Source organism: Proteus vulgaris (assembly GCF_011045815.1).
Taxonomy (GTDB): Bacteria; Pseudomonadota; Gammaproteobacteria; order Enterobacterales; family Enterobacteriaceae; genus Proteus; species Proteus vulgaris_B.
The window spans coordinates 274,425-294,570 of record NZ_CP047344.1 but is presented as its reverse complement, the minus strand read 5'-3'; the positions used below and the strand labels follow the sequence as shown (position 1 = coordinate 294,570).

The following is a 20,146-nucleotide window of genomic DNA, read 5'->3' as shown; positions in this document are numbered from 1 at the left end:
ATAAAAGAGAATACAGCAAAGAAGGGAATAAGAAGGGAGCCGTTAAGCTCCCTTTTAAAACAAGACGTACTAGATTAATCAATAGAACGTTTGATTTCGATAACTTGGAAGACTTCAATCATGTCGCCAACACGAACATCATTGTAGTTTTTCACACCGATACCACATTCCATGCCGTTACGCACTTCGTTGACATCATCTTTAAAGCGACGTAATGACTCAAGTTCGCCTTCGTAGATAACCACGTTATCACGTAGAACACGAATTGGATTATTACGTTTGATGTTACCTTCAACCACCATACAGCCCGCAATTGCGCCGAATTTTGGTGATTTAAACACATCACGGACTTCTGCAAGACCCATGATTTCTTGTTTATATTCAGGTGCCAACATACCACTCATTGCCAGTTTGATTTCGTCAATCAGGCTATAAATGACGGAGTAGTAACGTAAATCAACACTTTCTTGTTCAATGATACGGCGAGCAGATGCATCTGCACGAACGTTGAAACCAAGAATAATTGCGTTAGAAGCAGCCGCTAATGTTGCGTCAGTTTCGGTAATACCACCTACGCCAGAACCGATAATTTTCAGTTTAACTTCGTTAGTAGACAGTTTAACTAATGCATCAGTAATCGCTTCACAAGTACCTTGAACGTCTGTTTTCAGAACGATGTTCAGTTCAGAGGTTTTACCTTCTTCCATGTTAGCAAACATGTTTTCCAGTTTAGATTTTTGCTGACGAGCCAGTTTAACATCGCGGAATTTACCTTGACGATATAATGCAACTTCACGCGCTTTCTTCTCATCACGAACAACTGTTGCTTCATCACCTGCTGAAGGAACGTTAGACAGACCTAAAATCTCAACTGGCATTGATGGGCCAGCAGATTGAACGTCTTGGCCTAATTCGTTACGCATTGCACGAATACGACCGTATTCGAAACCACAAAGAACGATATCGCCTTTATTCAGTGTACCTTCACGAACAAGGATAGTTGCCACAGGGCCACGGCCTTTATCGAGATAAGATTCGATAACAACACCGCTTGCCATACCTTCTTTAACTGCTTTCAGTTCAAGAACTTCAGCTTGTAAAAGAATCGCATCTAGCAATTCGTCAATACCTAAACCTTGTTTTGCAGATACGTGCATAAACTGAGTTTCACCACCCCACTCTTCTGGCAGGATGCCATATTGAGACAGTTCAGTTTTCACGCGGTCAGGATCAGCTTCGTGTTTATCGATTTTGTTCACAGCAACAACAACAGGTACGTTTGCAGCTTTTGCGTGTTGAATAGCTTCGATTGTCTGAGGCATCACACCATCATCAGCTGCAACAACCAGAACAACGATATCCGTTACCTGAGCACCACGAGCACGCATTGATGTAAACGCGGCGTGGCCTGGAGTATCCAGGAAGGTGATTTCACCTTTATCTGTTTTAACGTGATAAGCACCGATATGCTGGGTGATACCACCCGCTTCGCCTGATGCAACTTTTGTTGAACGAATGTAGTCCAGTAATGATGTTTTACCGTGGTCAACGTGACCCATGATAGTCACAACTGGCGCACGAGATACGGCACTTTCTTCACCAGTATCACGATCACTCATGACTTGTTCTTCTAACTCGTTTTCACGACGTAAGATAACTTTGTGGCCCATTTCTTCAGCAACAAGCTGTGCAGTTTCTTGGTCTAAAACCTGGTTAATGGTTGCCATAGCACCCATTTTCATCATGGTTTTGATAACTTCAGACCCTTTTACTGCCATTTTGTTAGCAAGTTCAGCAACAGAAATAGTCTCACCGATAATAACATCACGGTTTACAACAGCGGCTGGCTTATTGAAGCCTTGTTGTAATGAGCTACCTTTACGTTTACCTTTCTTGTTAGTACGGCCAGCAGCACGTGCTTCTTCACGATCTGCTTTTTCAGAATGGCGGTTGTTTTTCTTAGGACGAGGAGCCTTAGCATTGCGACCACGACCACGGCCACCTTCAACTTCAGCATCACTTTCATCTTCTGCATCACGAGCATAACGTGATGTTGTTACATGATAGTCTGAGCCTTCAGTTTCTGGTGCTTTAGGTTCAGCAGTCCATTTTTCAGCATTCTCTTCAGCTAAAAGACGTGCTTTTTCTGCTGCAACTCGTGCTTCTTCTTCCGCTTTACGGCGCTGTGCTTCTTCCGTTTTACGCTTCAGTTCAGCCTGTTCAGCATTGCGACGTGCTTTTTCCTGATCTGCTGCTTTATCAGCTTTTGGTTTATCGTTTTGTTTCACTTTATCTTTTTCCGCTGCTTCGCGCTTAGCTAATTCCGCTGCTTCACGTTTTGCTTCTTCAGCTTCACGTTTCGCTTTTTCTTCGGCGTCTTTCTTTGCCTTTTCAGCTTCACGTTTTGCTTTTTCTTCAGCTTCGCGCTGTGCTTTCTCTTGTGCTTCGCGCTGGGCTTTTTCTTCGGCTTCGCGATGCGCCTTTTCTTCCGCTTCACGCTGGGCTTGCTCATCCGCTTGCGCTTTTTCAACGGCGTCACGGTTCACATAAGTGCGTTTTTTGCGGACTTCGATGGCTACTGATTTACTTTTGCCACCTGTACCAGGAACACTTAACGTACTACGCACTTTACGTTGTAACGTTAACTTTTCTGGTTGGTTGGTTGATACGTCTTTATCACGATTCAACCAAGCCAGTAAGGTTTCTTTCTCTTTTTGGGAGACAGAATCAGAGACGGTCTTCTTAATACCGGCATCAGCAAACTGCTGTACCAAACGTTCAACCGGTGTCTGAATCTCTTCTGCCAGTGATTTTACTGTTTCATCTGTCATTCTGTTCCTTCCTGCTCAGTTGTTACGCATCATTCCCAAACCAGCAGATATTACGTGCGGCCATAATGAGTTCGCCTGCGCGCTCACTATTTAAACCTTCAATATCAGTTAGGTCGTCGATACCCTGTTCGGCAAGATCTTCCAGTGTGCAGATACCACGGGCAGCTAGATCAAATGCTAAAGAGCGCTCCAAGCCTTCGAGAGCTAATAAGTCCTCGGCTGGCTGGTTATCGCCTAGGCTTTCTTTTTGAGCCAATTCAATCGTTGTTAGTGCTGCTTTTGCTCTTTCACGTAGAGCTTCAACGGTGTCTTCATCTAATCCGTCAATAGCCAGCAGTTCACTGATTGGCACATAAACTAACTCTTCAAGGGTAGAGAAACCTTCTTCAACTAAAACAGTTGCGAAGTCTTCATCAATGTCGAGATGCTTAGTAAATATTTCAATGGCTGCGTTTGCTTCTGCCTGATGTTTCGCATTCAGTTCATCAGCAGTCATGACGTTTAATTCCCACTTGTCATCACCACGATGTTTTTTCAGTAACTGAGCTGCCAGACGTACGTTTTGACCATTACGGCCAATAGCCTGAGCAAGGTTACTGCTTTCAACTGCAACATCCATTGTACATTTGTCTTCATCGACAACAATAGAAGCAACATCTGCCGGAGCCATTGCATTAATCACGAATTGTGCAGGATTATCATCCCATAAAACAATATCAATTCGCTCGCCGCCCAGTTCACTGGAAACGGCTTGTACACGTGCGCCACGCATACCAACACAAGCACCCACTGGGTCAATACGCTTGTCGTTAGTTTTTACTGCGATTTTGGCACGAGAACCTGGATCACGCGCTGCAGCTTTAATTTCAATGATTTCTTCGCCAATTTCTGGCACTTCAATGCGGAAAAGTTCAACCAGCATTTCAGGGCGAGAACGCGTCACGAAAAGTTGTGCACCACGAGTTTCTGTACGTACATCGTATAATACACCGCGTAAACGGTCGCCTGGACGGAAGTTTTCACGCGGCAACATATCTTCGCGTAAAATAACAGCTTCTGCGTTATTTCCTAAGTCTAAGGTGATGTTTTCACGGTTTACTTTCTTCACAACACCCGTGATAATTTCGCCTAATTGTTCGCGGAATTGATCAACAACCATCGCTCTTTCAGCTTCACGTACTTTTTGTACGATAACTTGTTTTGCAGTTTGTGTTGTTATACGGTCGAAAGTAACTGATTCAATCTGATCTTCAATATAACCACCTAGTTCGATACTAGGATCTTCATATTGAGCAGCTTCAAGTGTAATTTCACGAGTAGGCTGAGTCACTTCATCTACAGCGACCCAACGACGGAATGTATCAAAGTCACCGGTTTTACGGTCGATACATACGCGAACATCAATTTCTTGCTCGTATTTTTTCTTAGTTGCTGTCGCTAGTGCGGTTTCCAGTGCTTCAAAAATCTTTTCACGAGGAAGAGATTTTTCGTTAGAGACCGCTTCCACAACAGCCAGAATCTCTTTGTTCATCCTAGTTGCCTCTTCAAAACTTAAAAGTGGGGTACCAGGTTAGCTTTCTGGATGTTGCTCAGTGCGAACACTTCGTCTTTACCATCCACAGTAACCGTGATCATTTCGCCAGCGACAGACTTAATAATGCCCTGCCATTTACGGCGGTTTTGCATTGCAATTCGTAATACGATAGCGGCTTCTTCACCGATAAATTGCTCATAATGCGTTGCAGTGAATAAAGGTCGTTCTAAACCAGGAGAAGAAATCTCAAGGTTATAAACTGTTTGAATTGGATCTTCAACATCCAGTACAGCACTGACCTGGTGGCTGACATCAGCACAATCATCAACAGTGATACCGTCTTCACTATCAATATAGATGCGCAATGTTGATTCTCGGCCACGAATAAACTCAAGACCGACAAATTCAAAGCCTAATGCTTCTACTGGTGCTGAAATCATCGCTGTTAATTTTTGCTCTAATGTGGACAAACCCACCCCCAAGGCATAAAAAAAGGGCCTATAGCCCAGTATTCTATTCTCTGATAACAAAAAACCCCGAAATTCGGGGCTTTATGCAACTGGACCCTGTAACTTGCCATTCGAGAATAACCTCTTCTTACAGCACATTCCACTCAGGATCATAATCGGTTCAAAAGATGATTAATGAGAAAAGTGCTGTATTATTAGAAGTGGTTGCGGGGGCCGGATTTGAACCGACGACCTTCGGGTTATGAGCCCGACGAGCTACCAAGCTGCTCCACCCCGCGTTCGAAAAACGTGGCAAATTTTACGCTGATAACAAGCAAAACGCAAGCTATCTGGAATAATGGTGCCGAGAACGGGACTTGAACCCGTACGCCCGTTTTATAGGCACTACCACCTCAAGGTAGCGTGTATACCAATTTCACCACCTCGGCACTTTAATGAGACTGTTATTGCGTAAATATTAACAATCTCATTTAAATATTTACTTAGTTTACTGCGGAATATCTGTATTTGCTGGCGCTACAGGCGCTGCTAATTGCTCAGCTTTTTTAGCTTCTTCTGTAGTCTGCTCGATAGACATCCATTTGCTGTCTTCACGCACAGTTTTATTGGCACTTAGATTACCTAAAATAAGGGCAAGTACAATAAAAGCTGTCGCTAAAACAGCGGTCATACGGGTCATAAAATTAGCTGAACCGCTTGAACCAAATACTGTACCGGAAGCACCTGCACCAAAAGAAGCGCCCATATCAGCACCTTTACCCTGCTGTAACAGGATCAGACCAACTAGCCCTGTTGCTACAATGATAAGAATAACAATGAGTGCCGTATACATTTGCGTTACCTTTTCTATGGAACTTATCGTATTAACGATAACCTTCGATTGCTTCACCCGCTTTAGTTCAAGACCTTACTAAGCGGGTGTGAATACTAACCAAAGCTGAACTGACAAGCAAGGTTATTTTGCGACAAAGTGATTGATTGAAGAAAAAATCATCAATTAGCCTACATGCTTCACAGCGTCGGCAATACGATTAGCCATCGCTGTAACTTGTTCTTCATTTTCGCCTTCAACCATCACTCGAATTAAAGGCTCTGTGCCTGATTTACGTAACAGTACACGTCCTTTACCTGCAAGTTCTTCTTCAACCGCTTTAGCGACTTTCTGAACTTCAGGTGTTTGTAATGGATCATGACTTCCAGTGAAGCGAACATTCACTAAAATTTGAGGTAATAGTTTCATGCCGCTGCATAAATCATGCAAACTCATATGGTTACGAACCATTGCACTTAAAACTTGTAAGCCTGCAACAATACCGTCACCCGTCGTCGTTTTATCCAATAAAATAATATGACCTGAGTTTTCAGCACCTAAACGCCAACCTTTCTCTTGTAATTTTTCAAGCACATAGCGGTCACCCACTTTAGCTCGTACAAAAGGAATACCTAGTTGTTTAAGTGCAATTTCCAATCCCATATTACTCATCAGTGTACCAACGGCACCACCACGTAATTGGCCTTGGCGCAACGCTTCTCTCGCAATAATATAGAGAATTTGGTCACCATCAACTTTTAAGCCTTGATGGTCAACCATAATAATACGGTCACCATCACCATCGAATGCTAAACCAACGTCTGCACCTTCTTCAAGTACACGTTGTTGCAACATACGAACATCGGTTGCACCGCATTCAGCATTTATATTAATACCTGTTGGTTCACAACCAATCGTAATAACTTCTGCGCCTAATTCACGAAATACATTAGGTGCAATGTGGTATGTTGCACCATGTGCGCAATCAACAACCACTTTTAAGCCATTTAGGTTATTTTCGTTAGGGAAGGTGCCTTTACAAAATTCAATATAACGACCTGCCGCATCCACGATACGATTTGCTCGACCCAACTCTGCTGATTCGACACAAGTAATTGGCTTTTCCATTTCGGCTTCAATGGCTTCTTCTACTTCATCTGGTAATTTTGTGCCATCAATAGAGAAGAATTTGATCCCATTATCGTAATAAGGGTTATGAGAAGCTGAAATCACAATCCCTGCTTCAGCACGAAATGTACGTGTTAAATAAGCAACCGCAGGTGTTGGCATTGGCCCCGTAAATGAAGCTGATAATCCCGCTGCGGCTAAACCTGCTTCTAATGCAGACTCCAGCATATAGCCTGAAATTCGAGTGTCTTTACCAATAATGATTTTACGAGAGCCATGACGTGCTAATACTTTGCCCGCAGCCCAACCCAGTTTTAATACAAAATCAGGTGTAATTGGACTATCACCTACTTTTCCACGGATACCATCTGTTCCAAAGTATTTACGTTCGCTCATTCATTATTTTCCTTTGCAGAAAGAGTCGCTTGTACGACTTTCATCGCATCAACTGTCTCTTTAACATCGTGTACACGAATAATTTGTGCGCCTTGCATTGCCGCAATGACAGCACAGGCCACGCTACCAGCAACACGCTCTTGTGGTGGCACATTCAATAGTTGTCCAACCATTGATTTGCGTGACATCCCAGCAAGTATAGGTAGACCAAAGTGATGAAGTTCACTTAAGTGTGCTAATAATTGGTAATTATGCGCTAAATTCTTACCAAAGCCGAACCCTGGATCAAGAATAATTTGATTTTTTTCAATACCAGCATCAACGCAACGTTGAATATTTTCTCGTAAAAAACAATCCACATCTATCATCACATTCTCATAATGTGGTGATTGTTGCATAGTTTTAGGGTCGCCTTGCATATGCATAATACACACAGGTAAACCCGTTTTAGCTGCGGCTTCAAGCGCTCCTGGTTCTTGTAAAGAGCGAATATCATTGATAATTGAAGCCCCTACATTTGCCGATTCAGTAATCACTTGAGCTTTGGATGTATCAACAGAAATCCAAACATCAAAACGCTGACAAATAGCTTCAACAACAGGAACAACACGCTGTAACTCTTCATCTATAGAGACATCATTTGCGCCTGGTCTTGTCGATTCACCACCTATATCGATGATAGAAGCCCCTTCAGCAATTAATTTTGCTGCGTGGTTAACCGCATCATTAAGTGAATTATGAGTGCCACCATCAGAGAAAGAATCCGGAGTGACATTCAAAATCCCCATAACTTGAGGTGTTGATAAATTAAGTTCTCTTCCTCTAGCAATTAATTTCATTTCATTGATACCTTCATAAAAAAACCCCAGAAACCTGGGGTTTGTATTTATAGCTTACTCAATATGTATAACCCAATGAGGATTAGTGAGTATTTTTATCAGAAGGCGTATCACTTTCTGACTCAGGCTTATCTTTTGGCTCACTTGCCACATGCGTTTGTGTCGGCTGGGCTGTAGTTGTTGCATTACTATTGCCATTATTGCCTTCCCAACCAGCAGGTGGGCGAACATCACGACGATTCATCAAATCATCAATTTGAGGCGCATCGATAGTTTCATAAGTCATCAGTGCATCTTTCATTGAATGAAGAATATCAAGATTATCCATTAAGATCTGACGAGCACGAACGTAGTTACGATCAACAATAGCTTTAATTTCTTCATCAATAGTACGAGCAGTTTCATCAGACATATGCTGCGCTTTCGCAACAGAACGACCTAAGAATACTTCACCATCTTCTTCTGCGTACAGTAATGGCCCTAATTTTTCAGAGAAGCCCCACTGTGTCACCATGTTACGTGCAATATTTGTTGCTACTTTAATGTCGTTAGATGCGCCTGTAGAAACATGTTCAACACCATAAATGATTTCTTCTGCTAAGCGTCCACCATACAGTGTTGAAATTTGGCTTTCTAATTTCTGACGGCTAGCACTGATTTGGTCACCCTCAGGTAAGAAGAAAGTCACACCTAATGCACGTCCGCGAGGAATAATCGTCACTTTATGCACAGGATCATGTTCTGGTACTAAACGTCCAATAATCGCATGACCGGCTTCATGATAAGCTGTTGATGCTTTTTGTTCTTCCGTCATCACCATGGAACGACGTTCAGCACCCATCATTATCTTATCTTTTGCTTTCTCAAACTCGACCATTGAAACAACACGTTTATTACCGCGAGCAGCAAACAAAGCAGCCTCATTAACTAAGTTAGCTAAGTCTGCACCAGAGAAACCTGGTGTACCGCGTGCTAAAATTGCAGGATCAACATCTGGCGATAAAGGTACGCGACGCATATGGACTTTAAGAATTTGTTCACGTCCACGAACATCAGGTAACCCTACAACCACTTGACGGTCAAAACGGCCTGGACGGAGTAACGCAGGGTCTAAAACGTCAGGGCGGTTAGTTGCCGCAATAACGATAATCCCTTCATTTCCTTCAAACCCATCCATTTCAACAAGCATTTGGTTCAGTGTTTGCTCACGTTCATCATGACCACCACCTAAACCAGCACCACGCTGACGCCCTACGGCATCTATTTCATCGATAAAGATAATACAAGGCGCGGTTTTTTTAGCTTGTTCGAACATGTCACGAACACGTGAAGCACCAACACCCACAAACATTTCAACGAAATCAGAACCTGAAATGGTGAAGAATGGAACTTTTGCTTCGCCTGCAATGGCTTTCGCTAATAACGTTTTACCTGTACCAGGAGGCCCCACCATCAGAATACCTTTAGGGATTTTACCTCCTAATTTCTGGAAACGACCTGGATCACGTAAATATTCAACTAATTCGCTTACTTCTTCTTTTGCTTCATCACAACCAGCAACATCAGCAAAGGTTGTTTTGATTTGGTCTTCTGTCAACATGCGAGCCTTACTTTTACCGAAAGACATCGCACCTTTACCGCCACCACCTTGCATTTGGCGCATAAAGAAAATCCAAAGACCAATAAGTAATAGCATTGGGAACCAAGACACAAAAATTTGAGTCAGAAGGCTTTGACCTTCAAGTGGTTCACCCGTTACTTTTACATTACGGTTCATTAAAGTGGTCAGCAGGTTATCATCACGCATAGGCATATACGTGCTGTACTTTGAGTTATCTGTTTTAGTTACATTAATATCATAACCACTTATGCTGACCTCGCGTAATTGGTTATTAGTTAACTCATTGATAAAGGTAGAGTAATCCACCTTACGACTATTCGAATCGCTGGGTCCGAAGCTCTGGAATAATGACATCAAAACGACTGCAATAACTAGCCAGAGGATCAGGTTTTTCGCCATGTCACTCAAGGGATTAACCTCATATTACAACTGTGTTAACAAATAGCTTTAGGGTACTAAAGTTTACGCCCTGTGGCTACAATATATACCTCACGAGAACGAGACCGCGAAGCGTCTGGTTTACGAACTTTCACTTTCGTAAACAGGGAGCGTATTTGCCCCAGGTACTCATCAAAGCCTTCTCCCTGAAACACCTTGACAATAAAACTTCCCCCGGGAGCCAGTACATCACGACACATATCAAGTGCTAACTCTACTAAATACATGGATCGAGGAATATCGACCGCGGGTGTACCGCTCATGTTTGGAGCCATGTCAGACATGACAACCTGGACTTTATTTTCACCTACTCTATCAAGCAATGCCTTCAACACAAGTTCATCACGAAAATCGCCTTGAAGGAAATCGACTCCGACGATAGGATCCATAGGCAAAAGGTCACATGCGATGATTCGACCTTTACTTCCTAACTGCTGTACAACATATTGAGACCACCCACCTGGGGCTGCTCCTAAATCGACAACGGTCATACCTGGTTTAAAAATATTGTCACTTTGCTGAATTTCTTCCAGTTTAAACCAAGCACGAGAGCGAAACCCTTTTTTCTTTGCTTGCTGAACATATTTATCACTAAAATGTTCTTGTAACCAGCGGCTAGAGCTTGCAGAACGTTTCTTATTGGCCATTGCGTTTTCCAACTATCATACACTTAGCTATCAAAATTTTTACTCTTTCACTCATTTAACCTCGTCTTAACGACATTTTATGGTGATAAGTGAGAGATGGCGTTAGAATAGTGTGTTTTCAATCCCAACAAAGCAAAAATTAATGATGACTCTTAACAAAAAACAAATTCAACACCTGAAAGGGCTCGCTCATCACCTGAATCCAGTCGTTATGATTGGTAACAACGGGTTGACTGAAGGCGTTCTTGCAGAAATTGAACTCGCTCTGGCACACCATGAGCTTATCAAAGTCAAAATCGCAGGCGAAGATCGAGATGTTAAAAACTTGATCGTTGCAGCGATTGTACGCGAAAGCGGTGCACAGAATGTACAAGTAATCGGAAAAATTCTTGTTCTTTATCGTCCTTCAGAAGCACGCAAGATTATTTTACCGAAATAATACTTGTATTTTTATATAAAAATGCCATAAGTAACTCTATGGCAAAAAAGGCCTTTTAAGGCCTTTTTTATATTACCACAGGATAGCGACCTAGTTTTCTATAGAAACGTAAAATTATAAATTAAATGTATTCTACGTTTAAAACTTCGTACTCAACTTGTCCACCCGGTGTTGTGATAACGACAACATCATCTAACTCTTTACCAATTAATCCACGCGCAATCGGTGAATTTACAGAGATTAAGTTAACTTTAATGTTTGCTTCATCATCACCCACGATGCGGTAGGTCTGCTCTTCTTCAGTTTCAACATTTAACAATGTCACTGTTGAACCAAAAATAATACGGCCATTGTTATTCATCTTAGTAATATCAATAACCTGAGCATTTGATAATTTTGCTTCAATTTCTTGTACTCGCCCTTCACAGAAACCTTGTTGCTCTCTTGCTGCATGATATTCTGCGTTTTCTTTTAAGTCTCCGTGCTCACGCGCCTCTGCAATAGCCGCGATAATTTCGGGACGACGAACACTTTTTAAATATTCCAGCTCTTCGCGTAGTTTTTCCGCACCAAGAACGGTCATAGGGATCTGATTCATGTGTTAATACCTCAATACTATTCCTAATAAAAAATAGGTATCATCCTGATTTTTTATACTAACAACACAGAGAAAAGGATCTATTTACTCTTCTCAAGACAAAAAAAGACACAGGCAACCTTAAATTGGGCCTGTCTCTACATATATTCGGTGAATAAGGAAAGACGTTTATTCCCTTATTCATGCTGTTGGGAAGCAAACTTAGCCCCCAGACCTAAAACTAAATCTAACACAACAGACGCATTGCTTCACGCCTTATCTCTCTTTATAAATCAATAAACAGATATTTTCTGATAATGCAGTAATCACTCGTTATATCGTTTACTTTTGCCCTCATTGCCCTTTAGTATTAGCCTCTGGCAATCAATACTGTAACGTTTGTACGCTATAGTCACGGACAGAGAAATTATGCGCTTATTATCAACATTTCGACGGATACTTTACACATTAAGTATCATCAGTTTTTCAACCCAAGCAATACCCGTTGAAAACTATACATCCCTTCTTCCTGAAGGAACACAAGTGGGTTTGATTACCCAGCCTGTGGGCGCAGCTTCTCCTAATCTCAATTATCATGCAGATCAATTAGCTCTTCCTGCCAGTACTCAAAAAGTAGTTACAGCCTTGGCTGCATTACTTCAATTAGGGGGTGATTACCAATTCACCACAACAATGGAGACGGAAGGCAAAATAAAAAATGATCAACTCAATGGAGATTTGATCTTTCGTTTCAGCGGTGATCCAACATTAACTCGCCAACAGTTAAGAGGAATGGTCGCTGTATTAAAACAATCCGGCGTCACTAAAGTTCATGGCGATTTACTGATTGATACTTCTGCTTTTTCGAGTCATGACAAAGCGCCAGGTTGGGTTTGGAATGATATGACTCAATGTTTTAGTGCACCACCTAGTGCCGCAATTGTTGATAAAAACTGTTTTTCTGTCTTATTGCAAAGTGGCAATAAAGATGGCGATATTGCAACAATACGCAAAGCTTCATTTTACCCAGTTACCGTTTTAAGCGAAGTTGAAACCTATGAGAAAGGCTCAACTCGCACACGTTTTTGCGAATTAGATGTCACTGTCCGTGATTTAAATACCTATGTGATAACAGGATGTATTCCTAAACGTGACGATGCAGTGCCTTTAATGTTTTCTATTCAAGACGGTGCGCATTGGGCAGGCACAATTTTAAAAGAAGAGTTACAAAGAGCCAATATTGAACTTGATGGTTATATAAAACGTCGCTCTTACGTTAAAGCACCTGTTACTGTATTAGCACAAACACAATCTAAGCCTCTACATAATTTGCTCACTACAATGTTAAAAGAGTCTGACAATATGATTGCAGACACTGTATTTAGAACCATTGGACGTGAATATTACGGTGTTGCAGGAACGTGGCGTTCAGGCGCGGAAGCAACTCGTACGATTTTAAAACAAAAAGCAGGAATTGACTTAGGTAATACAGTAATGGTTGATGGTTCAGGCCTTTCTCGCCATAACCTCATTTCACCTGCAATAATGATGCAAGTCCTTCAATATATTGGCCAACATGACAGTGAACTCAACTTTATTACTATGCTTCCCCTCTCTGGGCATGATGGAACATTACAATACCGTGGTGGTTTTCATGAAGCGGGTGTCGATGGCAAAGTTTCTGCCAAAACGGGTTCTCTAAAAGGGGTCTATAATCTTGCAGGCTTTATGACGACAGCTAATGGGCAAAAAGTTGCTTTTGTTCAGTATATCTCAGCATATTCACCACCAACGCAAAATCGTAATGCAGGGCGCGCCTATTTAGTACGTTTTGAAACTAATCTGTATAAAGATATGTATAATAACCGTTAAGTTTATAATATCAGATAAAAGAAAACGCCTGATTAGTCAGGCGTTTTTTATTTTTTCATGATAATAATGATAATTAACGTTGGTAGATAAATTCTATACCATCATCATCTTCTTCATCCCAATCATCATCATCTTCTTCTTCAAAATCAGGGTTTTCAAGCTGTTCTTTGTGGTAATCATCCCACATAAAGTCAACTTTTCCTGGCTCTGCAACTGTCGCCACTAAATCTTGCTCACGTGGTGTTACGTTCAGGAATTCCATGATATTCCAGCAAAGTTTTTTCACACCGTCTTGGTTAATGGCCGCTATCATGTAATAGTTTTCATCCCAACCCAGTGCTTCAACAATCGCTTTTGCCTTCTCTTTTGCTTCTTCGGCATCAAGAAGATCCACTTTATTGAATACTAACCAACGTGGTTTTTGTGCTAATTTTTCGCTGTATTTCTCTAATTCAGAGACAATAATTTGCGCGTTCTCAACAGGATCTGATCCATCAATAGGATCGATATCGATCAAGTGTAATAACACACGACAGCGTTCTAAGTGTTTTAAGAATTGGATCCCAAGACCTGCACCATCAGCAGCACCTTCGATTAACCCAGGAATATCAGCAACAACAAAGCTTTGATGATTATCCATACGCACCACACCTAAGCTCGGTACTAAGGTGGTAAAAGGATAATCGGCAACTTTAGGTTTTGCTGCTGATACTGCACGAATAAACGTTGATTTACCCGCATTCGGCATACCTAGCATACCAACATCGGCTAATAACATTAGCTCTAAGAGAACTTCTCGAGATTCACCCGGAGTACCCATAGTACGTTGGCGTGGAGCACGGTTAACCGAAGATTTAAAGCGAGTATTACCTAAACCGTGAAAGCCGCCTTTAGCGACCATCTGTTTTTGGCCGTGAACAGTTAAGTCAGCAATAATTTCATTGGTGGCTAAATCACGGACACGTGTTCCAACAGGAACACTAATTGTAATGTCTTGACCACGCTTACCGGTACAGTCACGACTGTGACCATTTTCACCACGTTCTGCGCGATAAGATTTTGTAAAACGGTAATCAATTAGAGTGTTGAGGTTTTCGTCTGCAATCATGTAGACATCACCACCATCACCGCCATCACCACCGTCTGGTCCCCCATTAGGGATATACTTTTCGCGACGAAAGCTCACACAGCCGTTACCACCATCGCCCGCGACGATCAGGATCTTGGCCTCATCAACAAATTTCATGATTTTACTCCGTATAGTAGCCATTAACGTGCTGGATGGCCGAAATTACCCAGAGATGGCCTTTTTTAAATATAAAAAGCCCCGCAACAGACTTGCAGGGCTTTTGACTCGGTGATTAAAGGACCGGTAATTATTCAGCTTCGATGCTGATAAATTTACGGTTGTTTGGACCTTTAACTTCGAACTTAATTTTTCCGTCAGCTAATGCAAACAGGGTGTGGTCACGACCACAACCAACGTTAGTACCTGCATGGAACTTAGTACCACGTTGACGAACGATGATGCTACCTGCTAATACAGCTTCACCACCGAAACGTTTAACACCCAGACGTTTTGCTTCGGAATCACGACCGTTACGAGTCGAGCCGCCAGCCTTTTTATGTGCCATTGAACTACTCTCCTAAACCTTAAGCGATACCAGTGATTTTAACATCAGTAAACCACTGACGGTGGCCCTGTTGTTTACGGCTATGTTTACGACGACGGAACTTAACAATCTTAACTTTCTCGCCGCGACCGTGAGCAACCACTTCCGCTTTAACTTTAACGCCCGCAAGGATTGGAGCGCCAATTTGAATATCATCGCCATTAGCGACCATCATTACAGTGTCAAACTCGATTGTTTCGCCAGTAGCTACTTCAAGTTTCTCTAAACGAATAGTTTGACCTTCGCTGACTCGGTGTTGTTTACCACCACTTTGGAAAACCGCGTACATATAAACTCCGCTTTCCGCACACTCCCAATATGTATAATTTGAGTGCACAATTAAAATATTCACATAGGGCGCGAATTCTACGCAAATTTAGTGCCGATGACAAGTACAGATCGCAAACTAGCGTTAAAAAAAAGAGTTTTTTATGCGATATTTATTTCAGCCATTTTTAAAGTACAATCTAAATTATAAGAGAGTAAAATCTATGGCATGATCATTTTTTATTAATAATAACGCGCTCATTGGCGAGCCAAAGTCGAAAAAACATGAATTTAGAATCTATTATAAAACTAACATCCGCTGATATGGCTGCGGTAAATGAGGCAATCCTTTACCAGCTTAATTCAGATGTTTCTTTGATAAACCAACTTGGTTACTACATCATTAGTGGTGGTGGTAAAAGGATCCGACCAATGATCGCAGTGCTCACTGGACGAGCATTGGACTATCAAGGTGACAAACATATCTCGGTCGCAGCGCTTATCGAGTTTATTCATACTGCAACGTTGTTACATGATGATGTTGTTGATGAATCTGATATGCGCAGAGGAAAACAAACGGCAAATGCTGTCTTTGGGAACGCAGCAAGTGTGCTTGTTGGTGACTTTATCTATACACGATCTTTCCAGATGATGACGGATCTTGATTCAATGCGTGTATTAAAATTAATGTCTAGCGCCACCAACGTGATCGCCGAAGGTGAAGTCTTACAATTAATGAATTGTAACGATCCGAACATTTCTGAAGATGACTATATGCAAGTTATTTACAGTAAAACAGCGCGCCTATTTGAAGCAGCTTCTCATGCGTCAGCCATCCTTTCTGGAGCGACACCTGAGCAAGAAAAAGCATTCCAAGATTATGGACGTTATCTTGGTACTGCTTTCCAGCTCATTGACGATCTGCTTGATTATGATGCTGACAACAGTCAGTTGGGTAAAAACACAGGCGATGATCTTGATGAAGGCAAACCTACGTTGCCATTACTTCATGCCATGCATAATGGTAATGAAGAAGAATCTCAATTAATTCGCCAAGCTATTGAACAAGGTAATGGTCGCCATTTATTGGATACTGTTTTAAAGACCATGAAACAAAGTGGATCTTTAGAATATACCCGCCAAAAAGCAGAAGAAGAAGCAGACAAAGCAATTGAAGCTTTATCTATCATACCTGATTCACCTTATAAAGAAGCGCTTATTGGGCTTGCTCACGTTGCTGTACAACGTCAATCGTAATCCTAATAACACTACCCCATTAATGGTATAGAAAAGCCAGCCAGAGCGACTATGTCGACTCTGGTGGGTTTTTTAATTTATTGAGTACTTCTTCATTTTCTCGCTCAATTGCATCTTGATTATCAGCATCAATATAGCTAATGAGCTTTGCTAACCCTTCTCGAAGCACAAACTTCACAATTTTTTCACGTTCTGATTTAGTTAATTGATAATACGCTTCAACCCAAATCAAAAAAGCATCCTGACGCTTTGATAAATACTCGGCGGGAGGTTCATGTGCGGCTAATACACCAATAACCTCATCAGGTAGGCTTTTCACTGAATACTCGACAGCTTTCCCCTGTACACCTCGTTTACGGCGATTTTCCCACCCTTCACGACGCGCCATCAAGTTCACTCCCTGCGGTGAGTTAGGTAACCCCGCAAGCCCCACTAATTCTTTCGCTGTATACCATTCTTTTTTCATGATCTCATCTCACATTCAACTAAGAGGTTAGTCAGATAGATATCTGTTGCGGATAACGCAATAATAGATTCTTTAAACTCGCCTAATCATTGACAAGTTTTTCTAAAAAACTTCTAATACCATCCCGCAATATCAGCTCTGTTAATGTTTTTTGTTCACCATCATTTAGTTGTTGGAATGCTTTCACCCAGATAACGAGTGGCTCCTCTTTTTTATTTAGTTTGTAATGTGCTAATGGTTCATAAAGTTCCAGAGCAATTAAAGTTTTATCTGGTAAACAAGAATAATGATATTCAACACCATTACCTTGCTTATTCTTTATCTTTTGTTTTTGCCAAAATTCACGTTTAGCTTTTGCATTTACACCTTGTGGTGATTTAGGTAATCCACCTATACCCGTCAATTCCTTTGCCGTATACCACTCTTTTTTCATTATGTTTCTCTAAAATTGTTATCAACTTCAAAAAAGAAATTATTAAGAAAAAAATCAGAAATCTTTTTAGAAAAATAATGTTATTTTATTTTCTAAATAATCAGTTTAAATGCTTTAAGACATTTCTAATAAACTGTTATTTATACCACTAACACAGCAATTAATTTTATAGAAAAAGGATTAAAAATGATTTCAAGGAAATCTGATTGGCATCCTGCCGATATTATTGCCGCACTTAGAAAACGAGGAACAACACTTGCTGCCATCTCTCGCCAAGCAGGGTTAAGCTCTTCAACACTCGCTAATGCACTGTCACGCCCTTGGCCTAAAGGAGAAAAAATCATTGCTGATTATCTTGGTGTTGCCCCTTCTGAAATTTGGCCAAGCCGTTATTTTCATCCTGAAACAGGAGAATTACTTGAACGAAAGATACGTGACAAAACTAATAATTAACTAATAATTACATACATTATAATTAATAAAAAAAACCGCTGATACTATATCAGCGGTTTTTATTTAATTTTGCATTATTTTTATAGCAAAAAAAGTATCTCTTTATTTATTAATAAATTCTTCACCAAGAATTATATCTTTTTTCAATACGTCTAACATGCCATTAAGAGATTGTTTTTCAAAATCACTTAATTTACCAATAGATAAATATTCCTCTACACCGTTTTTACCTAAAAGAATAGGTTGCGCAAAGAAACGGGCATATTCTCCGTCACCTTCTGTATAGGTACATTCAATAACATTTTTCTCGCCATTTAAAGCGCGAATTAATGAAAGACCAAAACGAGCAGCTGCTTGTCCCATTGATAATGTTGCTGATCCGCCACCAGCTTTTGCTTCTACAACTTCAGTACCTGCATTTTGGATACGTTTTGTCAGTGCTGCGACTTCATCATCTGTAAATGATACACCAGCAACTTGAGAAAGTAGCGGAAGAATAGTGACACCCGAATGCCCACCAATAACAGGAACATTGGTTTTCTGAGGATCTTGGCCTTTTAATTCAGCAACAAAAGTATTAGCACGAATGATATCAAGTGTGGTGATACCGAAAAGACGTTTTTTATCGTAAACACCCGCTTTTTTAAGCACTTCAGCAGCAATAGCAACTGTCGTATTTACAGGGTTAGTAATGATACCGATAAGTGCTTTAGGGCAATTTTGTGCTACTTTTTCAATTAAGTTACGCACAATACCTGCGTTAACATTGAAAAGATCTGAACGATCCATACCAGGTTTACGTGCAACACCCGCAGAAATCAGAACAACATCAGCGCCTTTTAATGCAGGAGATGGATCTTCGCCGGCAAAACCTTTTACAGTCACTTGAGTTGGGATATGGCTTAAGTCAGCTGCGACACCCGGTGTGACGGGAGCGATATCATATAAAGAGAGTTCACTACCAGCTGGAAGCTGATTTTTAAGAAGAAGTGCCAGTGCCTGACCAATACCACCCGCTGCACCGAGAACTGCTACTTTCATTCTGATACTCCTTAGTTACGAGATAGTGGAACGCCTTAGAGAGACTCACTATTACGCAATACACCTTTTGAAAAACAATTATTTAACAGCAATATTGCATAATAAGGCATTTACAGTGGAAAATAATACTTTGGTTATTCTAAACAAATTGCTTATCTGTTAATGAGATAGCGGGCACTCTTTTGATAAATAATTCCAATAAATTGGGTAAAATGTTAAATGGCTCTATCTCCTTATGATAATCATTTAAGCTTATCATTTATTTAACAAATATTTCACTTCCTTAAATTATCACATTCAAAGTCGATAAATAAAATTTTTTTGTAGTACATTCTACTTTACAATTTTCAGTAGATTACCTCTCACCTTTCATCGTCTTTTGTTGCATAAAAATTCACTCCTCTGCATAATACGCAGGTTATTGATAACTCACTAAAGGTGAACTATGCGCGTTCCTTCTAAGCAAGAAGACTTGGTTAAAGCGTTTAAAGCCCTGCTGAAAGAAGAAAAATTCAGTTCACAAGGCGAGATTGTGACGGCATTGCAAGAGGCTGGATTTGATAATATTAATCAATCCAAAATCTCTCGTATGCTAACAAAATTTGGTGCAGTAAGAACCCGAAACGCCAAAATGGAAATGGTATATTGCCTTCCAACTGAACTTGGCGTACCAACAGCAAGTAGCCCATTAAAAAATCTGGTACTCGATATCGACCATAACCATTCGGTTGTGGTGATAAGAACTAGTCCAGGCGCGGCACAACTTATTGCACGTTTATTAGATTCATTAGGCAAAGCAGAAGGGATCCTCGGCAGTATTGCAGGTGATGACACTATTTTCTCAACACCAGCGCCAGGATTTTCAACAGAAGAGTTGCGAGATGCGATCCTAAACCTGTTTGATCAGGAATTATAATCTCTTTACTCTAACGTCCTAAAATAAGCCACTAAAC

Annotated in this window: 20 protein-coding genes and 2 tRNA genes; 5 read left to right on the top strand and 17 right to left on the bottom strand. The window is 41.0% G+C overall.

Going from position 1 to position 20,146, the window contains the following annotated elements:
• Positions 1-74: 74 nt before the first annotated feature.
• From infB to rlmE, 10 genes are all read right to left on the bottom strand, one after another.
• Positions 75-2,831: a translation initiation factor IF-2 gene (infB, locus tag GTH24_RS01500; RefSeq protein ID WP_072069567.1), complete on the bottom strand. Its 2,757-nt coding sequence runs from the start codon at positions 2,829-2,831 to the stop codon at positions 75-77.
• Between the two features lie 22 nt (positions 2,832-2,853).
• Entirely contained in the window at positions 2,854-4,362 is a 1,509-nt protein-coding gene (gene nusA, locus GTH24_RS01495) for a transcription termination factor NusA (RefSeq protein WP_006535691.1), read from the bottom strand.
• A gap of 20 nt (positions 4,363-4,382) precedes the next feature.
• The gene (gene rimP / locus GTH24_RS01490) at positions 4,383-4,835 is read right to left on the bottom strand and encodes a ribosome maturation factor RimP (RefSeq protein ID WP_072069568.1); all 453 of its coding nucleotides are present in this window, start codon (positions 4,833-4,835) and stop codon (positions 4,383-4,385) included.
• 201 nt (positions 4,836-5,036) lie between these two features.
• Positions 5,037-5,113: transfer RNA gene (locus tag GTH24_RS01485), tRNA-Met, on the bottom strand.
• Between the two features lie 60 nt (positions 5,114-5,173).
• Positions 5,174-5,263 (bottom strand) — tRNA-Leu (locus GTH24_RS01480).
• Between the two features lie 59 nt (positions 5,264-5,322).
• On the bottom strand, positions 5,323-5,667 hold the full coding sequence (secG, locus tag GTH24_RS01475) for a preprotein translocase subunit SecG (protein WP_036914692.1): 345 nt from the start codon (positions 5,665-5,667) through the stop codon (positions 5,323-5,325).
• A gap of 165 nt (positions 5,668-5,832) precedes the next feature.
• Positions 5,833-7,170, bottom strand: coding sequence for a phosphoglucosamine mutase (gene glmM / locus GTH24_RS01470; protein ID WP_109408500.1), 1,338 nt, complete (start codon positions 7,168-7,170; stop codon positions 5,833-5,835).
• A complete protein-coding gene (folP, locus tag GTH24_RS01465; RefSeq protein WP_164525865.1) occupies positions 7,167-8,009 on the bottom strand; it encodes a dihydropteroate synthase in 843 nt (280 codons plus the stop codon). The genes glmM and folP overlap by 4 nt, the downstream gene beginning before the upstream one ends.
• Before the next feature lie 82 nt (positions 8,010-8,091).
• Positions 8,092-10,038: an ATP-dependent zinc metalloprotease FtsH gene (gene ftsH / locus GTH24_RS01460; protein WP_072069571.1), complete on the bottom strand. Its 1,947-nt coding sequence runs from the start codon at positions 10,036-10,038 to the stop codon at positions 8,092-8,094.
• Positions 10,039-10,085: 47 nt separating this feature from the next.
• Positions 10,086-10,715 carry a 23S rRNA (uridine(2552)-2'-O)-methyltransferase RlmE gene (gene rlmE, locus GTH24_RS01455; RefSeq protein ID WP_036939360.1) on the bottom strand — a complete coding sequence of 210 codons (630 nt, stop codon included), beginning with the start codon at positions 10,713-10,715 and terminating at the stop codon, positions 10,086-10,088.
• A gap of 145 nt (positions 10,716-10,860) precedes the next feature.
• On the opposite strand from rlmE, the gene yhbY reads away from it, so the two are divergent.
• The gene (gene yhbY / locus GTH24_RS01450; RefSeq protein WP_036914752.1) at positions 10,861-11,154 is read left to right on the top strand and encodes a ribosome assembly RNA-binding protein YhbY; all 294 of its coding nucleotides are present in this window, start codon (positions 10,861-10,863) and stop codon (positions 11,152-11,154) included.
• Between the two features lie 121 nt (positions 11,155-11,275).
• On the opposite strand, the gene greA is transcribed toward yhbY, so the two are convergent.
• Positions 11,276-11,752 (bottom strand): transcription elongation factor GreA, encoded by a 477-nt coding sequence (greA, locus tag GTH24_RS01445; protein ID WP_072069572.1) that lies wholly within the window; start codon positions 11,750-11,752, stop codon positions 11,276-11,278.
• Between the two features lie 408 nt (positions 11,753-12,160).
• Between greA and dacB the strand changes: the two genes are divergently transcribed.
• Positions 12,161-13,603, top strand: a complete 1,443-nt coding sequence (dacB, locus tag GTH24_RS01440; protein ID WP_072069573.1) for a serine-type D-Ala-D-Ala carboxypeptidase — start codon at positions 12,161-12,163, stop codon at positions 13,601-13,603.
• 73 nt (positions 13,604-13,676) lie between these two features.
• On the opposite strand, the gene cgtA is transcribed toward dacB, so the two are convergent.
• The 3 genes from cgtA to rplU all read right to left on the bottom strand — a co-directional run bounded on the left by cgtA (position 13,677) and on the right by rplU (position 15,565).
• Positions 13,677-14,849 carry an Obg family GTPase CgtA gene (gene cgtA / locus GTH24_RS01435; RefSeq protein ID WP_164525864.1) on the bottom strand — a complete coding sequence of 391 codons (1,173 nt, stop codon included), beginning with the start codon at positions 14,847-14,849 and terminating at the stop codon, positions 13,677-13,679.
• Positions 14,850-14,979: 130 nt separating this feature from the next.
• On the bottom strand, positions 14,980-15,237 hold the full coding sequence (gene rpmA / locus GTH24_RS01430) for a 50S ribosomal protein L27 (RefSeq protein WP_006535706.1): 258 nt from the start codon (positions 15,235-15,237) through the stop codon (positions 14,980-14,982).
• Between the two features lie 19 nt (positions 15,238-15,256).
• On the bottom strand, positions 15,257-15,565 hold the full coding sequence (gene rplU, locus GTH24_RS01425; RefSeq protein ID WP_036939370.1) for a 50S ribosomal protein L21: 309 nt from the start codon (positions 15,563-15,565) through the stop codon (positions 15,257-15,259).
• Between the two features lie 263 nt (positions 15,566-15,828).
• On the opposite strand from rplU, the gene ispB reads away from it, so the two are divergent.
• Positions 15,829-16,800, top strand: a complete 972-nt coding sequence (gene ispB / locus GTH24_RS01420; RefSeq protein WP_072069575.1) for an octaprenyl diphosphate synthase — start codon at positions 15,829-15,831, stop codon at positions 16,798-16,800.
• 49 nt (positions 16,801-16,849) lie between these two features.
• Here the strand turns inward: ispB and GTH24_RS01415 are convergent, their stop codons facing one another.
• Both GTH24_RS01415 and GTH24_RS01410 read right to left on the bottom strand, forming a co-directional pair.
• The gene (locus GTH24_RS01415) at positions 16,850-17,266 is read right to left on the bottom strand and encodes a DNA-binding protein (RefSeq protein ID WP_036939375.1); all 417 of its coding nucleotides are present in this window, start codon (positions 17,264-17,266) and stop codon (positions 16,850-16,852) included.
• 82 nt (positions 17,267-17,348) lie between these two features.
• Positions 17,349-17,699, bottom strand: coding sequence for a DNA-binding protein (locus GTH24_RS01410; RefSeq protein WP_072069576.1), 351 nt, complete (start codon positions 17,697-17,699; stop codon positions 17,349-17,351).
• Between the two features lie 186 nt (positions 17,700-17,885).
• Between GTH24_RS01410 and GTH24_RS01405 the strand changes: the two genes are divergently transcribed.
• Positions 17,886-18,152: a helix-turn-helix domain-containing protein gene (locus GTH24_RS01405; RefSeq protein WP_072069577.1), complete on the top strand. Its 267-nt coding sequence runs from the start codon at positions 17,886-17,888 to the stop codon at positions 18,150-18,152.
• A 102-nt stretch (positions 18,153-18,254) separates the two neighbouring features.
• Here GTH24_RS01405 and mdh read toward each other — a convergent pair whose 3' ends face one another.
• On the bottom strand, positions 18,255-19,193 hold the full coding sequence (gene mdh / locus GTH24_RS01400) for a malate dehydrogenase (protein WP_072069578.1): 939 nt from the start codon (positions 19,191-19,193) through the stop codon (positions 18,255-18,257).
• Positions 19,194-19,638: 445 nt separating this feature from the next.
• On the opposite strand from mdh, the gene argR reads away from it, so the two are divergent.
• On the top strand, positions 19,639-20,109 hold the full coding sequence (argR, locus tag GTH24_RS01395) for a transcriptional regulator ArgR (protein ID WP_006535714.1): 471 nt from the start codon (positions 19,639-19,641) through the stop codon (positions 20,107-20,109).
• The last annotated feature ends 37 nt before the right edge of the window (positions 20,110-20,146 follow it).

Excerpts from the sequence above, each read along its gene's own strand:
- infB (WP_072069567.1), bottom strand. The coding sequence starts at position 2,831 with ATGACAGATGAAACAGTAAAATCACTGGCAGAAGAGATTCAGACACCG.
- nusA (WP_006535691.1), bottom strand. The coding sequence starts at position 4,362 with ATGAACAAAGAGATTCTGGCTGTTGTGGAAGCGGTCTCTAACGAAAAA.
- secG (WP_036914692.1), bottom strand. The coding sequence starts at position 5,667 with ATGTATACGGCACTCATTGTTATTCTTATCATTGTAGCAACAGGGCTA.
- glmM (WP_109408500.1), bottom strand. The coding sequence starts at position 7,170 with ATGAGCGAACGTAAATACTTTGGAACAGATGGTATCCGTGGAAAAGTA.
- folP (WP_164525865.1), bottom strand. The coding sequence starts at position 8,009 with ATGAAATTAATTGCTAGAGGAAGAGAACTTAATTTATCAACACCTCAA.
- rlmE (WP_036939360.1), bottom strand. The coding sequence starts at position 10,715 with ATGGCCAATAAGAAACGTTCTGCAAGCTCTAGCCGCTGGTTACAAGAA.
- yhbY (WP_036914752.1), top strand. The coding sequence starts at position 10,861 with ATGACTCTTAACAAAAAACAAATTCAACACCTGAAAGGGCTCGCTCAT.
- greA (WP_072069572.1), bottom strand. The coding sequence starts at position 11,752 with ATGAATCAGATCCCTATGACCGTTCTTGGTGCGGAAAAACTACGCGAA.
- dacB (WP_072069573.1), top strand. The coding sequence starts at position 12,161 with ATGCGCTTATTATCAACATTTCGACGGATACTTTACACATTAAGTATC.
- cgtA (WP_164525864.1), bottom strand. The coding sequence starts at position 14,849 with ATGAAATTTGTTGATGAGGCCAAGATCCTGATCGTCGCGGGCGATGGT.
- rpmA (WP_006535706.1), bottom strand. The coding sequence starts at position 15,237 with ATGGCACATAAAAAGGCTGGCGGCTCGACTCGTAACGGTCGTGATTCC.
- rplU (WP_036939370.1), bottom strand. The coding sequence starts at position 15,565 with ATGTACGCGGTTTTCCAAAGTGGTGGTAAACAACACCGAGTCAGCGAA.
- ispB (WP_072069575.1), top strand. The coding sequence starts at position 15,829 with ATGAATTTAGAATCTATTATAAAACTAACATCCGCTGATATGGCTGCG.
- GTH24_RS01415 (WP_036939375.1), bottom strand. The coding sequence starts at position 17,266 with ATGAAAAAAGAATGGTATACAGCGAAAGAATTAGTGGGGCTTGCGGGG.
- GTH24_RS01410 (WP_072069576.1), bottom strand. The coding sequence starts at position 17,699 with ATGAAAAAAGAGTGGTATACGGCAAAGGAATTGACGGGTATAGGTGGA.
- GTH24_RS01405 (WP_072069577.1), top strand. The coding sequence starts at position 17,886 with ATGATTTCAAGGAAATCTGATTGGCATCCTGCCGATATTATTGCCGCA.
- mdh (WP_072069578.1), bottom strand. The coding sequence starts at position 19,193 with ATGAAAGTAGCAGTTCTCGGTGCAGCGGGTGGTATTGGTCAGGCACTG.
- argR (WP_006535714.1), top strand. The coding sequence starts at position 19,639 with ATGCGCGTTCCTTCTAAGCAAGAAGACTTGGTTAAAGCGTTTAAAGCC.